At 60.1% G+C, this 12,025-nt stretch carries 22 protein-coding genes; 21 read left to right on the forward strand and 1 reads right to left on the reverse strand.

From position 1 onward, the window contains the following. Positions 1 to 28: 28 nt before the first annotated feature. The 21 genes from tuf (at position 29) to rpmD (ending at position 10,694) form a co-directional block, all read left to right on the forward strand. Positions 29 to 1,204, forward strand: a complete 1,176-nt coding sequence (gene tuf / locus JHW44_RS03180; RefSeq protein WP_089345724.1) for an elongation factor Tu — start codon at positions 29 to 31, stop codon at positions 1,202 to 1,204. Positions 1,205 to 1,388: 184 nt separating this feature from the next. Beyond that, positions 1,389 to 1,697 carry a 30S ribosomal protein S10 gene (gene rpsJ, locus JHW44_RS03185; RefSeq protein WP_042247848.1) on the forward strand — a complete coding sequence of 103 codons (309 nt, stop codon included), beginning with the start codon at positions 1,389 to 1,391 and terminating at the stop codon, positions 1,695 to 1,697. A gap of 10 nt (positions 1,698 to 1,707) precedes the next feature. Next, positions 1,708 to 2,514 carry a 50S ribosomal protein L3 gene (gene rplC / locus JHW44_RS03190; protein WP_089345723.1) on the forward strand — a complete coding sequence of 269 codons (807 nt, stop codon included), beginning with the start codon at positions 1,708 to 1,710 and terminating at the stop codon, positions 2,512 to 2,514. Beyond that, positions 2,514 to 3,134, forward strand: coding sequence for a 50S ribosomal protein L4 (gene rplD, locus JHW44_RS03195; RefSeq protein WP_089345722.1), 621 nt, complete (start codon positions 2,514 to 2,516; stop codon positions 3,132 to 3,134). Before rplC ends, rplD begins: the two co-directional genes overlap by 1 nt. Then, positions 3,131 to 3,427: a 50S ribosomal protein L23 gene (locus JHW44_RS03200; protein WP_089345721.1), complete on the forward strand. Its 297-nt coding sequence runs from the start codon at positions 3,131 to 3,133 to the stop codon at positions 3,425 to 3,427. Before rplD ends, JHW44_RS03200 begins: the two co-directional genes overlap by 4 nt. A gap of 96 nt (positions 3,428 to 3,523) precedes the next feature. Further along, positions 3,524 to 4,363: a 50S ribosomal protein L2 gene (gene rplB / locus JHW44_RS03205; protein ID WP_089345720.1), complete on the forward strand. Its 840-nt coding sequence runs from the start codon at positions 3,524 to 3,526 to the stop codon at positions 4,361 to 4,363. 3 nt (positions 4,364 to 4,366) lie between these two features. After that, positions 4,367 to 4,645 carry a 30S ribosomal protein S19 gene (gene rpsS / locus JHW44_RS03210; protein WP_089345719.1) on the forward strand — a complete coding sequence of 93 codons (279 nt, stop codon included), beginning with the start codon at positions 4,367 to 4,369 and terminating at the stop codon, positions 4,643 to 4,645. 5 nt (positions 4,646 to 4,650) lie between these two features. Next, positions 4,651 to 5,031, forward strand: coding sequence for a 50S ribosomal protein L22 (gene rplV, locus JHW44_RS03215; protein ID WP_089345718.1), 381 nt, complete (start codon positions 4,651 to 4,653; stop codon positions 5,029 to 5,031). Beyond that, positions 5,031 to 5,741 (forward strand): 30S ribosomal protein S3, encoded by a 711-nt coding sequence (gene rpsC / locus JHW44_RS03220; RefSeq protein WP_089345717.1) that lies wholly within the window; start codon positions 5,031 to 5,033, stop codon positions 5,739 to 5,741. Before rplV ends, rpsC begins: the two co-directional genes overlap by 1 nt. A gap of 12 nt (positions 5,742 to 5,753) precedes the next feature. Further along, on the forward strand, positions 5,754 to 6,167 hold the full coding sequence (gene rplP / locus JHW44_RS03225) for a 50S ribosomal protein L16 (RefSeq protein WP_089345716.1): 414 nt from the start codon (positions 5,754 to 5,756) through the stop codon (positions 6,165 to 6,167). Between the two features lie 199 nt (positions 6,168 to 6,366). Further along, on the forward strand, positions 6,367 to 6,573 hold the full coding sequence (rpmC, locus tag JHW44_RS03230) for a 50S ribosomal protein L29 (RefSeq protein WP_089345715.1): 207 nt from the start codon (positions 6,367 to 6,369) through the stop codon (positions 6,571 to 6,573). A 12-nt stretch (positions 6,574 to 6,585) separates the two neighbouring features. Next, entirely contained in the window at positions 6,586 to 6,831 is a 246-nt protein-coding gene (gene rpsQ, locus JHW44_RS03235) for a 30S ribosomal protein S17 (RefSeq protein ID WP_089345714.1), read from the forward strand. 76 nt (positions 6,832 to 6,907) lie between these two features. After that, the gene (rplN, locus tag JHW44_RS03240) at positions 6,908 to 7,276 is read left to right on the forward strand and encodes a 50S ribosomal protein L14 (protein ID WP_089345713.1); all 369 of its coding nucleotides are present in this window, start codon (positions 6,908 to 6,910) and stop codon (positions 7,274 to 7,276) included. After that, a complete protein-coding gene (gene rplX, locus JHW44_RS03245; protein WP_089345712.1) occupies positions 7,276 to 7,581 on the forward strand; it encodes a 50S ribosomal protein L24 in 306 nt (101 codons plus the stop codon). The genes rplN and rplX overlap by 1 nt, the downstream gene beginning before the upstream one ends. Beyond that, a complete protein-coding gene (gene rplE, locus JHW44_RS03250) occupies positions 7,581 to 8,141 on the forward strand; it encodes a 50S ribosomal protein L5 (RefSeq protein WP_089345711.1) in 561 nt (186 codons plus the stop codon). Before rplX ends, rplE begins: the two co-directional genes overlap by 1 nt. Before the next feature lie 19 nt (positions 8,142 to 8,160). Further along, positions 8,161 to 8,466: a 30S ribosomal protein S14 gene (gene rpsN, locus JHW44_RS03255; protein WP_089345710.1), complete on the forward strand. Its 306-nt coding sequence runs from the start codon at positions 8,161 to 8,163 to the stop codon at positions 8,464 to 8,466. A gap of 10 nt (positions 8,467 to 8,476) precedes the next feature. Next, positions 8,477 to 8,875, forward strand: a complete 399-nt coding sequence (rpsH, locus tag JHW44_RS03260) for a 30S ribosomal protein S8 (protein ID WP_089345709.1) — start codon at positions 8,477 to 8,479, stop codon at positions 8,873 to 8,875. A gap of 12 nt (positions 8,876 to 8,887) precedes the next feature. Next, entirely contained in the window at positions 8,888 to 9,421 is a 534-nt protein-coding gene (gene rplF / locus JHW44_RS03265; protein WP_089345708.1) for a 50S ribosomal protein L6, read from the forward strand. A 12-nt stretch (positions 9,422 to 9,433) separates the two neighbouring features. After that, entirely contained in the window at positions 9,434 to 9,793 is a 360-nt protein-coding gene (gene rplR / locus JHW44_RS03270; RefSeq protein WP_089345707.1) for a 50S ribosomal protein L18, read from the forward strand. A gap of 105 nt (positions 9,794 to 9,898) precedes the next feature. Continuing rightward, positions 9,899 to 10,495 carry a 30S ribosomal protein S5 gene (rpsE, locus tag JHW44_RS03275; protein WP_089345706.1) on the forward strand — a complete coding sequence of 199 codons (597 nt, stop codon included), beginning with the start codon at positions 9,899 to 9,901 and terminating at the stop codon, positions 10,493 to 10,495. A gap of 10 nt (positions 10,496 to 10,505) precedes the next feature. Further along, positions 10,506 to 10,694: a 50S ribosomal protein L30 gene (rpmD, locus tag JHW44_RS03280; RefSeq protein WP_089345705.1), complete on the forward strand. Its 189-nt coding sequence runs from the start codon at positions 10,506 to 10,508 to the stop codon at positions 10,692 to 10,694. 89 nt (positions 10,695 to 10,783) lie between these two features. Here rpmD and JHW44_RS03285 read toward each other — a convergent pair whose 3' ends face one another. Beyond that, positions 10,784 to 11,899: an aminotransferase class V-fold PLP-dependent enzyme gene (locus JHW44_RS03285; RefSeq protein WP_089345704.1), complete on the reverse strand. Its 1,116-nt coding sequence runs from the start codon at positions 11,897 to 11,899 to the stop codon at positions 10,784 to 10,786. Positions 11,900 to 12,025: the final 126 nt, after the last annotated feature.

Below are 12,025 nucleotides of genomic sequence, written 5' to 3' on the forward strand. Positions count from 1 at the left end.
CGCACCGTCACATGAAAAGGAGCCAATCATGGCAAAGGCAAAGTTTGAACGGAACAAACCGCACGTCAACATCGGCACGATTGGTCACGTTGACCACGGCAAGACGACACTGACGGCCGCGATCACGAAGTATTTCGGCGATTTCAAGGCCTATGACCAGATCGACGGCGCGCCGGAAGAGAAGGCCCGCGGTATCACGATCTCGACGGCCCATGTCGAATATGAAACCGAGACGCGCCACTATGCGCATGTCGACTGCCCCGGCCACGCTGACTATGTGAAGAACATGATCACCGGTGCGGCGCAGATGGACGGCGCGATCCTGGTTGTGAACGCAGCTGACGGCCCGATGCCGCAAACGCGCGAGCACATCCTGCTGGGCCGTCAGGTGGGCATCCCCTACATGGTCGTCTACCTGAACAAGGTCGACCAGGTTGATGACGAAGAGCTGCTGGAACTGGTCGAGATGGAAGTGCGCGAGCTGCTGTCCAGCTACGACTATCCGGGCGACGACATTCCGATCATCAAGGGCTCGGCTCTGGCCGCTCTGGAAGGTCGCGACGAGGAAATCGGCGAGAAGTCGATCCGCGCGCTGCTGGAAGCCGTTGACAGCTACATCCCGACCCCCGAGCGCGCTGTCGACCAGCCGTTCCTGATGCCGATCGAAGACGTGTTCTCGATCTCGGGTCGTGGTACGGTTGTGACCGGCCGTGTCGAGCGTGGCGCTGTGAACGTGGGCGACGAACTGGAAATCGTGGGTATCCGCGACACCAAGAAAACCACCTGCACCGGCGTTGAGATGTTCCGCAAGCTGCTGGATCGCGGTGAGGCTGGCGACAACATCGGCGCCCTGCTGCGCGGCATCGACCGTGACGGCGTCGAGCGTGGTCAGGTTCTGGCCAAGCCGGGCTCGGTGACCCCGCACACCAAGTTCGAAGCCGAAGCCTATATCCTGACCAAGGATGAAGGTGGCCGTCACACGCCGTTCTTCGCGAACTATCGTCCGCAGTTCTACTTCCGCACCACGGATGTCACCGGCACGGTCAACCTGCCCGAGGGCACCGAGATGGTGATGCCGGGCGACAACCTGAAGTTCGAAGTCGAACTGATCGCGCCGATCGCCATGGAAGAAAAACTGCGCTTCGCCATCCGCGAAGGCGGACGCACCGTCGGCGCAGGCGTCGTCTCCAAAATCATCGAGTGATGATGGGTGGCAAGGGCTGGTTTCGGCCAGCCTTTGCAACGACGAAAGAATTCCTCTGAAAAGGGGATTGCAATTTGGTAAAGCGGCCGTTATTCGGCCGCTCTGCCTATTACTACGGTTCGAAGCAGGCTTCGCATGGTGCGTTGTCTGCCTCTCAACTGAAATCCCATCCGAGGGATAATACATGCAAAGCCAGAATATCCGCATCCGGCTGAAGGCTTTCGATTACCGCGTGCTGGACGCCAGCACCCAGGAAATCGTCAACACGGCCAAGCGCACCGGAGCGACTGTTCGCGGTCCGATTCCGCTGCCGAACAAGATCGAGAAATTCACCGTCCTGCGCGGTCCGCATATCGACAAGAAATCGCGGGATCAGTGGGAAATCCGCACGCACAAGCGTCTGCTGGACATCGTCGACCCGACGCCCCAGACCGTTGACGCCCTGATGAAGCTCGACCTCGCCGCCGGCGTGGATGTCGAGATCAAGGTGTAAGGAGGCGGACATGCTGCGTACTGGTGTAATCGCCAAGAAACTGGGCATGACCCGGCTGTTCCTTGAGGACGGTCGTCAGGTCCCGGTCACCGTCCTGCAACTGGACAATCTGCAAGTCGTGGCTCAGCGCACGGCCGAGCGCGACGGCTATACTGCCGTTCAGCTGGGCGCGGGTGTTGCCAAGGCCAAGCGTACCACGGCCGCCATGCGCGGACATTTCGCGAAAGCTTCGGTTGCTCCGAAGCGCAAGATCGCGGAATTCCGTGTTGCGGAAGAAAACCTGATCAATGTCGGTGAAGAAATCACGGCTGACCACTATTTCGAAGGTCAGTATGTGGACATCGCCGGCACCTCGATCGGTAAGGGCTTTGCCGGTGCCATGAAACGGCACAACTTTGGCGGTCTGCGTGCCTCGCACGGCGTGTCGATCAGCCACCGTTCGCATGGTTCGACCGGTCAGTGTCAGGATCCGGGCAAGGTGTTCAAGGGCAAGAAGATGGCCGGTCACATGGGTGCCGTGCGCGTCACGACCCAGAACCTCCAGGTTGTCCGCACCGATGCCGAACGTGGTCTGATCATGGTCAAGGGTTCGGTTCCGGGCTCCAAGGGTGGCTGGGTTTCCGTCAAGGATGCCGTCAAGAAAACCACCCCCGAGAACGTGATCTACCCTGCCGCGCTGAAATCGGCTGCTGATGAAGCAAAACGTCTGGCCGAAGAAGCAGCTGCACAGGCCGCTGCCGAGGAAGAAGCCGCCCGCAAGGCTGCTGAAGCCGAAGCTGCTGCCGCAGAACAAGCTGCGTCGGAAGGAGACAAGTGATGAAACTTGATGTGATCAAGCTGGATTCCGGCAAGGCCGGGTCGATCGAGCTGGCCGATGAGGTCTTTGGCCTGGCCCCGCGCGGCGACTTGCTGCAGCGCGTTGTCCGCTGGCAGCGTGCCAAGGCTCAGGCCGGCACGCATTCGGTTCTGACCAAGTCCGAAGTCAGCTACTCGACCAAGAAGATCTATCGCCAGAAGGGCACCGGCGGCGCACGTCACGGTTCCAAGAAGGCTCCGATCTTCCGTCACGGTGGCGTCTACAAGGGTCCGACCCCGCGTTCGCACGCTTTCGATCTGCCGAAAAAAGTTCGCGCCCTGGGCCTGAAGCATGCCCTGTCCGCCAAGGCGACCGCTGGTGAACTGGTTGTTGTCGAGGATCTGAACCTCGCCGACGCCAAGACCGCGGCAGTGGCCAAGGCTGTCAAGGAAAACGGCTGGAAGCGCGTGCTGGTGATCGACGGTGCCGAAGTCAACGAAGGCTTCGCCCGCGCTGCGCGCAACATCGAAGGCGTGGATATTCTGCCCTCGATCGGTGCCAATGTTTATGACATCCTGAAGCGTGATACTCTGGTCATCACGCGGGCTGGTGTCGAAGCTCTGGAGGCTCGCCTGAAATGAGCGCGAAACCCGAACACTACGACGTGATCGTCAAGCCGGTCATCACCGAGAAGGCCACGATGACTTCGGAAAACAACGGCGTTGTCTTCCAGGTTACCAAGGATTCGACCAAACCGCAGATCAAGGAAGCGGTCGAAGCCCTGTTTGGCGTCAAGGTGAAGGCGGTCAACACGACCATCACCAAAGGCAAGCAAAAGCGTTTCCGGGGCCAGCTGGGCCGTCGGGTCGACGTGAAAAAAGCCTATGTGACCCTTGAAGAGGGGAACACTATCGACGTCTCGACGGGACTCTGATAGTAGGTCGCGAATCTGCGGCCCCGGTAGCTCCGGGGCCGCAGATCTTTTGGAATAAACGGACCACCTCGGTCCAAAGCAACGGAAGACAGAAAGATGGCATTGAAGTCGTATAAGCCGACGACGCCTGGCCAGCGTGGGCTGGTTCTGATCGACCGTTCGGAGCTTTGGAAAGGTCGCCCGGTCAAAACCCTCACTGAAGGTTTGACCAAGAAAGGCGGCCGGAACAACACCGGACGGATCACCATGCGCCGCAAAGGCGGCGGGGCAAAACGCCTGTATCGCATCGTCGATTTCAAGCGTAACAAATTTGACGTGACCGCGGTGGTCGAGCGGATCGAATACGATCCCAACCGTACCGCTTTCATCGCGCTGATCAGCTACGAAGACGGCGAGCGTGCCTATATCCTAGCGCCGCAACGCCTGGCCGTGGGCGACAAGATCGTTTCCGGCGCCAAGGTCGACGTGAAACCCGGCAACGCCATGCCCTTCAGCGGCATGCCGATCGGCACGATCGTCCACAATGTCGAGCTGAAGCCCGGCAAAGGCGGCCAGATCGCACGTTCCGCCGGCACCTACGCGCAATTCGTGGGTCGCGACGGTGGCTATGCGCAGATCCGCCTGTCCTCGGGCGAACTGCGTTTGGTGCGTCAGGAATGCATGGCATCCATCGGTGCCGTGTCGAATGCCGACCATTCGAACCAGGACTTCGGGAAAGCTGGCCGGAACCGCCACAAGGGCATCCGTCCCAGCGTTCGTGGTGTCGCCATGAACCCGATCGACCACCCCCATGGTGGTGGTGAAGGTCGGACTTCGGGTGGCCGCACGCCGGTTACGCCTTGGGGTAAAGACACCAAGGGCAAGAAGACCCGCAGCAACAAGGCGACCGACAAGTATATTCTGCGGTCGCGTCACGCGAAGAAGAAGGGGCGTTAACCAATGGCACGTTCTGTTTGGAAGGGCCCCTTTGTTGACGCCTATGTGCTCAAGAAAGCGGAAAAAGCCCGTGAGTCGGGGAAATCCGACGTTATCAAGATCTGGTCGCGTCGTTCCACCATCCTGCCGCAATTCGTCGGCCTGACCTTTGGTGTCTACAACGGGCAGAAGCATATCCCCGTTGCGATTACCGAGGATATGATTGGCCAGAAATTCGGTGAATATTCGCCCACCCGGACCTATTACGGTCACGCGGCGGACAAGAAAGCCAAAAGGAAATAATCGTCATGGGTAAGGAACAGAATCCGCGCCGCGTGGCGGAGAACGAAGCGATGGCGAAGACCAAGATGCTTCGCACCTCGCCGCAGAAGCTGAACCTCGTCGCTCAGCTGATCCGGGGCAAGAAGGTGGACAAGGCGCTGTCCGACCTGACCTTCTCGCACAAGCGTATTGCTGGTGACGTGAAGAAATGCCTTCAGTCGGCCATCGCGAATGCCGAGAACAACCATGGTCTCGACGTCGACAACCTGATCGTCGCCGAAGCATGGGTTGGCAAGAACCTGGTGATGAAGCGTGGCCGTCCGCGGGCACGTGGCCGCTATGGCAAGATCATGAAGCCGTTTTCGGAAATCACCATCAAGGTGCGCCAAGTCGAGGAGCAAGCGTAATGGGTCAGAAGGTAAACCCGATCGGGATGCGCCTCCAGGTCAACCGCACCTGGGACAGCCGTTGGTACGCCGACGACAAGGACTATGGCGATCTGCTGCTTGAAGACCTGAAGATCCGGGACTTCATCAAGAAAGAAGCCAAACAGGCCGGCATCAGCCGCGTCATCATCGAGCGTCCGCACAAGAAATGCCGTGTGACCATTCACGCAGCACGTCCGGGTGTCATCATCGGCAAAAAAGGCGCCGATATCGAGGTTCTGCGCAAGAAGCTGGGCGCTTTCACCAGCTCGGAACTGCACCTGAACATCGTCGAAGTCCGCAAGCCGGAAATCGACGCTGCCCTGGTTGCAGAATCGATCGCGCAGCAGCTCGAGCGTCGTGTGTCCTTCCGTCGTGCCATGAAGCGTTCGGTTCAGAACGCCATGCGCATGGGCGCCCTGGGCATTCGTGTGAACGTTGCCGGTCGTCTGGGCGGTGCCGAGATCGCACGGACCGAATGGTATCGCGAAGGCCGTGTGCCGCTGCATACCCTGCGTGCCGACATCGATTATGCGCTTTGCGAAGCCACGACCCCCTACGGGATCATCGGCGTGAAAGTGTGGATCTTCAAGGGCGAGATCATGGAGCATGACCCCCAGGCTCGCGACCGCAAGGCCGCAGAAGCCCAGGAAGGTCCGGCTCCTCGCGGTCCGCGCCGCGACGCCCGGTAAGGAGAACGACAAATGCTGCAACCTAAACGGACGAAGTTCCGCAAACAGCACAAGGGCCGGATTCACGGCAACGCGAAGGGCGGTTACGAACTGAACTTCGGGTCCTTCGCCCTGAAAGCTGTCGAACCCGAGCGCGTCACCGCGCGCCAGATCGAGGCGGCTCGCCGCGCGATCACCCGTCACATGAAACGTCAGGGCCGGGTCTGGATCCGGATTTTCCCGGATGTTCCGGTTTCCTCGAAGCCGACCGAAGTGCGGATGGGTAAAGGTAAGGGCTCGGTCGATTTCTGGGCCGCCCGGGTTCACCCCGGCCGGATCATGTTCGAGATCGACGGCGTGTCCGACACCATCGCGCGTGAGGCCCTGCGCCTTGGCGCCATGAAGCTTCCGGTTCAGACGCGCATCATCGCTCGCCAGGACTGGTAAGACCGGCGCCACCGCGCTGATCGCAGAAAACGGACCCCGCCGGGCAACTGGCGGGGTTCCGTATTTGGCAAAACCTCAAAAGGGCTTGCCAAGCACGGTCTGGCCCTGTATGGGCAGGCCTTCATCACGAAACTCCACCGGAATCAGGGTGGCCCGGACAAACCGGGGCTCTCCGGTGATGTTGGAAAGGAAAAGGCGCATGGACGCGCAAGAACTGAAGTCGAAGACGCCCGACCAGCTGCAAGAGCAGCTTGTCGCGCTGAAGAAGGAGGCGTTCAATCTGCGCTTCCAGCAGGCCACCGGCCAGCTTGAAAACACCGCTCGCATGCGCGCCGTTCGTCGCGATGTTGCACGCGTCAAAACCATTTTGAACCAGAAAGCGGCGGAAGCCGCGGCCTCGAAGTAAGGAGACCGGCCCATGCCCAAACGTATCCTGCAAGGCCGCGTGACCAGCGACAAGAACGAGCAGACCGTCACCGTTCTGGTCGAGCGTCGCTTCAAGCATCCGCTGCTGCACAAGACCGTTCGTTCGTCCAAGAAATACCGGGCGCATGACGCAAACAACCAATTCAAGATCGGGGACATCGTTCGCATCGTCGAATGTGCGCCGATTTCGAAGACGAAACGCTGGACTGTCCTGACGGACGATACTGCTTCGGCATAAGTCCATCATCACAGATCAGAAATGATCGAAACCCTGGGGCCGGATTGGCCGGTCCCCAAAGGTCGGGAGAAACCAAATGATCCAGATGCAGACCAATCTGGATGTTGCTGACAACTCCGGCGCTCGCCGGGTTCAGTGCATCAAGGTCCTGGGTGGTTCGCACCGTCGCTATGCGTCGGTGGGCGACATCATCGTCGTTTCCGTCAAGGAAGCCATCCCGCGGGGCCGGGTCAAGAAAGGTGACGTCCGCAAGGCCGTCGTCGTCCGCACCGCGAAAGAAGTAAAACGTGAAGACGGAACCTCGATCCGTTTTGACCGCAATGCCGCAGTCGTCCTGAACAACCAGGGCGAACCGGTCGGAACCCGTATCTTCGGGCCGGTCGTGCGTGAATTGCGCGCCAAGAACTTCATGAAGATCATCTCGCTTGCTCCGGAGGTGCTGTAATGGCTGCCAAGCTGAAAAAGGGCGACAAGGTCGTCGTGCTTGCCGGCAAGGACAAGGGCAAGCAGGGCGAGATCACCGCGGTGATGCCCAAGGACAACAAGGCCATTGTTGACGGCGTGAATATCGCGATCCGTCACCAGCGCCAGACCCAGAACAGTCAGGGTGGTCGCATGCCCAAGGCAATGCCGATCGACCTGTCGAACCTGGCCCTCATGGACAAGAACGGCAAGGCAACTCGGGTCGGCTTCCGCGTGGAAGACGGCAAGAAAGTGCGCTTCGCCAAGACCACGGGAGACGTGATCTGATGCTGGACGCTGCAACATATACGCCGCGCCTCAAGGCGCAGTACCGCGATTCGATCAAGGCTGCTCTGAAAGAAGAGTTCGCCTACAAGAACGACATGCAGATCCCGCGTCTGGACAAGATCGTCCTGAACATGGGGATCGGTGAAGCGGTCAAGGACACCAAGAAGGTGAAACAGGGCGCTGAAGAGCTGTCGCTGATCGCCGGTCAGAAGGCTGTCATCACCAAGGCAAAGAACTCGATCGCCGGGTTCCGCGTCCGTGAAGAGATGCCTCTGGGTGCCAAGGTCACGCTGCGCGGCAACCGGATGTATGAATTCCTGGATCGCCTGATCAACATCGCGATGCCCCGGATCCGCGACTTCCGCGGCGTCAAGGGCACCTCTTTCGACGGCCGCGGCAACTATGCCATGGGCATGAAAGAGCACATCGTGTTCCCGGAAATCAACTTCGACAAGGTCGACGAAGTTCTGGGAATGGACATCATCATCTGCACCACCGCGACGACCGACGCGGAAGCGAAATCGCTGTTGAAGCATTTCAACATGCCGTTCAACAGCTGAGTCGCGGAGGGAAGAAGATATGGCAAAGAAATCGATGGTTGAGCGCGAGAAAAAGCGCCAGCGCATGGTCGCCAAGTATGCCGAGAAACGGGCTGCTTTGAACGCGATCGTCAAGGATCAGTCCCTTCCGATGGAAGAGCGGTTCAAGGCTACGCTGAAACTGGCTGAATTGCCCCGCAATTCGTCGCCGACGCGGCTTCACAACCGTGACCAGCTGACCGGACGCCCGAAGGCGTATTACCGGAAACTGAAACTCAGCCGGATCTCACTGCGCGAGCTTGCCTCGAACGGTTTGGTTCCGGGTATGGTCAAATCTAGCTGGTAAGGGGGCACTGATGTCGATGAACGATCCTCTCGGCGATATGCTGACCCGCATCCGCAATGCGCAGATGCGTGGCAAATCGACCGTGCGCACCCCGGCCTCCAAGCTTCGCGCTTGGGTTCTGGACGTGCTGAAATCCGAAGGTTACATCCGCGGCTACGAGGAAGTGACCACTGCTACCGGCCATACTGAGCTGGAAATCGGCCTGAAATACTTCGACGGCACCCCGGTCATCCGGGAATTGTCTCGCGTATCGACGCCTGGCCGCCGCGTTTACGCCGGCGCCAAGGAAATCCCGCAGGTCCGTCAGGGTCTGGGCGTTTCGATCGTGTCGACGCCGAAAGGTGTCATGTCGGACGCAGCGGCTCGCAACGCCAACGTTGGCGGCGAAGTCCTCTGCACGGTATTCTAAGGAGGGCAGCAGATGTCTCGGATTGGTAAGAAACCGGTCGAACTGCCCAAGGGCGTAACGGCCGAAGTCAAAGGTCATGTGATCGAAGTGAAGGGCCCCAAGGGCACCCGCAGCTTCACCGCGACCGATGACGTCGATATGGCAATCGACGACGGTTTCGTGCGGGTGACCCCGCGCGGAACGTCCAAGCGGGCCCGCCAGCAGTGGGGCATGACCCGCTCGATGGTGGAAAACCTGGCTGTGGGCGTGTCGGTTGGCTTCAAGAAAGAGCTGGAAATCCAGGGTGTGGGTTACCGGGCGCAGATGCAGGGCAAGACCCTGAAGCTGTCGCTGGGTTATTCGCATGAGGTGAATTTCGAAACGCCCGAGGGCGTGACGATCACGGCTCCGAAACAGACTGAAGTCGTTGTCGAAGGCATTGACCAGCAGCTGGTCGGCCAGGTTGCGGCAAACATTCGCGAGTGGCGTCGTCCCGAGCCTTACAAGGGCAAGGGCATCCGCTACAAGGGCGAGTATGTTTTCCGCAAGGAAGGCAAGAAGAAGTAAGGGGCGCGAGAAATGGCACTGAAAAAGCAAGAGCTGTTCCAAAAGCGCCGCTTGCGCGTACGGAACAAACTGCGGGCGATGTCGAATGGCCGTCCGCGGCTGTCGGTTCACCGTTCGTCCAAGAACATTTCCGTTCAGGTCATCGACGACCTGAAAGGCGTGACCCTGGCTTCGGCCAGCACGCTGGAAAAGGATCTGGGCTTCGTGGGCAAGAACAACGTCGAAGCGGCCGCCAAGGTCGGTGCGACGATTGCCGAGCGGGCAAAGAAAGCCGGTGTCGAGGACGTCGTCTTCGACCGGGGTGGCTTTATCTTCCACGGCAAGATCAAGGCCCTGGCCGACGCTGCACGCGAAGGTGGCCTGAAGTTCTAAAAGTTGTGGGTGGCGTTCGCGTCACCCCGATGATCCGGGGATCCTCGATCCACCTGGATTGAATTAATTGGCGCCAATTGCGCGTCAGCTGGAAAGGGATGCCTTATGGCAGAACGTGACAACCGTCGGGGCCGTCGTGATGATCGCGACGAAACTCCGGAATTCGCCGATCGCCTTGTAGCGATCAACCGTGTGTCCAAGACCGTCAAAGGTGGTAAGCGTTTCGGCTTTGCTGCTCTTGTGGTTGTGGGCGATCAACGTGGCCGCGTCGGCTTTGGCAAAGGTAAGGCCAAAGAGGTTCCCGAGGCGATCCGCAAGGCGACCGAACAGGCGAAGCGCAACATGATCCGCGTGCCGCTGCGTGATGGCCGCACCCTGCACCACGATATCGAGGGCCGTCACGGCGCTGGCAAGGTCGTGATGCGGACGGCAGTTCCCGGTACCGGGATCATCGCCGGTGGTCCGATGCGTGCCGTCTTTGAAATGCTGGGCGTTCAGGACGTCGTGGCCAAGTCGTTGGGGTCGCAAAACCCTTACAACATGATCCGCGCAACGCTGCATGGTCTGAAGCTGGGTTCCAGCCCGCGGGCCGTCGCTCAGCGTCGTGGCAAGAAGGTTGCCGAGATCCTGCCGTCGCAGGACAAGGCACCTGCCGCGACCGCCGGAACCGACGCAACCGTAACCTCGGCTGCACAGGCGTAAGGAGAGAGACATGGCAAAAACCATCGTCGTCAAGCAGATCGGTTCGCCGCTGCGCCGCCCCGCCATTCAGCGCGCGACGCTGAAAGGTCTGGGCCTGAACAAGATGAACCGCACCCGTGAGTTGGAAGATACTCCCTCGGTGCGCGGAATGGTTGCCAAGATCCCGCATCTTGTCACCATCATCGAAGAAAAGAACTGATTTCAGGCCGGGGAAACCCGGCCTTTTTCATTTCCCTCCGCCGCATTCCCTTGCGGTGAGGCAGGGACCTGGGCCCCTGCACTGCGATCCTACAGCAGCTTGTCGATTGCTGCGCGCAGACGTTCGATCGTGCCCTCGACATCCTTCAGCTTGTCCAGCCCGAACAGCCCCAGCCGGAAGGTCGAGAAATCGTCGCCTTCATTGACGGCCAGCGGCACACCTGCGGCGATCTGCAGGCCCTGCTCGGCAAATTTCTTGCCGGATTTGATATCCGGGTCCCGCGTATAGGATACGACAACGCCCGGCGCGCCAAAGCCCGCTGCCGCTACCGAACGCAGCCCCTTTTCGGCCAGCAGGGCGCGCACGCCATCGCCCAGTTGCCACTGCGCTTGCCGTGCCGCTTCCAATCCCATTTCGCGGGTTTCCGCCACGGCGTCGCGCAAACCGGTCAGGGCGTCGGTCGGCATGGTCGCGTGATAGGCGTGACCGCCGTCCTCGTAAGCCGCCATGATGCTGCGCCATTTCTTCAGGTCCAGCGCGAAACTGTCGCTTTGGGTCTGCTCCAGCCGTTCCCCGGCGCGCCGGGACAGCATCACCAGACCGGCCGAAGGCGAGGCAGACCAGCCCTTTTGCGGTGCCGAGATCAGCACATCGACCCCGGTTTTCTGCATGTCCACCCAGACCGCGCCCGAAGCGATGCAGTCCAGCACCATCAGTGCGCCGACCTCATGGGCGGCTTCGGCCAATGCGGTGATGTAATCGTCGGGCAGGATCAGCCCGGCCGAGGTCTCGACATGGGGCGCGAAGACCACATCGGGGCGGGCTTTCCGAATGCTTGAGGTGACCTCTTCGATGGGTGGGGGTGCATAGGCGGGTTGCGGGTCGTTGCCGGCGGGGCGCGCCATGGCGACGGTGGTTTCCCGCGCAATGCCGGAGGTTTCAAAAATCTGGCTCCAGCGATAGCTGAACCAGCCATTGCGGACGACAAAGGCATGGGCATCCAGGCCGAACTGTCGTGCCACCGATTCCATCGCAAATGTTCCACCGCCGGGGACAATGGCGACCTGATCTGCGCCATAGACCTCGCGCAGCGAGGCCGAGAGGTCGCGCATGACCTTCTGGAAGCGTTGCGACATATGGTTGAGCGAGCGATCGGTGAAGACGACCGAGAACTCCTGCAGCCCGTCCGGGTCAATGGCTGACATGATTTTTCCTCCTGAATGCGGGCGGTTGTGCCGTTGCGCCGAAGGCTAGCGTGGTCTGTCCCGCAGCGCCAGTCCGGCAGCCTTCATTGCTTTATGCCCCTTGCGGCGAATGCCTTTGCGTGCCTA

The sequence above is a fragment of the Paracoccus seriniphilus genome, assembly GCF_028553745.1.
In the GTDB taxonomy this organism is placed as follows: domain Bacteria; phylum Pseudomonadota; class Alphaproteobacteria; order Rhodobacterales; family Rhodobacteraceae; genus Paracoccus; species Paracoccus seriniphilus.

Bases quoted from the DNA above. Each gene is read 5' to 3' on its own strand.
- tuf (WP_089345724.1), top strand. From the start codon at position 29: ATGGCAAAGGCAAAGTTTGAACGGAACAAACCGCACGTCAACATCGGC.
- rpsJ (WP_042247848.1), top strand. From the start codon at position 1,389: ATGCAAAGCCAGAATATCCGCATCCGGCTGAAGGCTTTCGATTACCGC.
- rplC (WP_089345723.1), top strand. From the start codon at position 1,708: ATGCTGCGTACTGGTGTAATCGCCAAGAAACTGGGCATGACCCGGCTG.
- rplD (WP_089345722.1), top strand. From the start codon at position 2,514: ATGAAACTTGATGTGATCAAGCTGGATTCCGGCAAGGCCGGGTCGATC.
- JHW44_RS03200 (WP_089345721.1), top strand. From the start codon at position 3,131: ATGAGCGCGAAACCCGAACACTACGACGTGATCGTCAAGCCGGTCATC.
- rplB (WP_089345720.1), top strand. From the start codon at position 3,524: ATGGCATTGAAGTCGTATAAGCCGACGACGCCTGGCCAGCGTGGGCTG.
- rpsS (WP_089345719.1), top strand. From the start codon at position 4,367: ATGGCACGTTCTGTTTGGAAGGGCCCCTTTGTTGACGCCTATGTGCTC.
- rplV (WP_089345718.1), top strand. From the start codon at position 4,651: ATGGGTAAGGAACAGAATCCGCGCCGCGTGGCGGAGAACGAAGCGATG.
- rpsC (WP_089345717.1), top strand. From the start codon at position 5,031: ATGGGTCAGAAGGTAAACCCGATCGGGATGCGCCTCCAGGTCAACCGC.
- rplP (WP_089345716.1), top strand. From the start codon at position 5,754: ATGCTGCAACCTAAACGGACGAAGTTCCGCAAACAGCACAAGGGCCGG.
- rpmC (WP_089345715.1), top strand. From the start codon at position 6,367: ATGGACGCGCAAGAACTGAAGTCGAAGACGCCCGACCAGCTGCAAGAG.
- rpsQ (WP_089345714.1), top strand. From the start codon at position 6,586: ATGCCCAAACGTATCCTGCAAGGCCGCGTGACCAGCGACAAGAACGAG.
- rplN (WP_089345713.1), top strand. From the start codon at position 6,908: ATGATCCAGATGCAGACCAATCTGGATGTTGCTGACAACTCCGGCGCT.
- rplX (WP_089345712.1), top strand. From the start codon at position 7,276: ATGGCTGCCAAGCTGAAAAAGGGCGACAAGGTCGTCGTGCTTGCCGGC.
- rplE (WP_089345711.1), top strand. From the start codon at position 7,581: ATGCTGGACGCTGCAACATATACGCCGCGCCTCAAGGCGCAGTACCGC.
- rpsN (WP_089345710.1), top strand. From the start codon at position 8,161: ATGGCAAAGAAATCGATGGTTGAGCGCGAGAAAAAGCGCCAGCGCATG.
- rpsH (WP_089345709.1), top strand. From the start codon at position 8,477: ATGTCGATGAACGATCCTCTCGGCGATATGCTGACCCGCATCCGCAAT.
- rplF (WP_089345708.1), top strand. From the start codon at position 8,888: ATGTCTCGGATTGGTAAGAAACCGGTCGAACTGCCCAAGGGCGTAACG.
- rplR (WP_089345707.1), top strand. From the start codon at position 9,434: ATGGCACTGAAAAAGCAAGAGCTGTTCCAAAAGCGCCGCTTGCGCGTA.
- rpsE (WP_089345706.1), top strand. From the start codon at position 9,899: ATGGCAGAACGTGACAACCGTCGGGGCCGTCGTGATGATCGCGACGAA.
- rpmD (WP_089345705.1), top strand. From the start codon at position 10,506: ATGGCAAAAACCATCGTCGTCAAGCAGATCGGTTCGCCGCTGCGCCGC.
- JHW44_RS03285 (WP_089345704.1), bottom strand. From the start codon at position 11,899: ATGTCAGCCATTGACCCGGACGGGCTGCAGGAGTTCTCGGTCGTCTTC.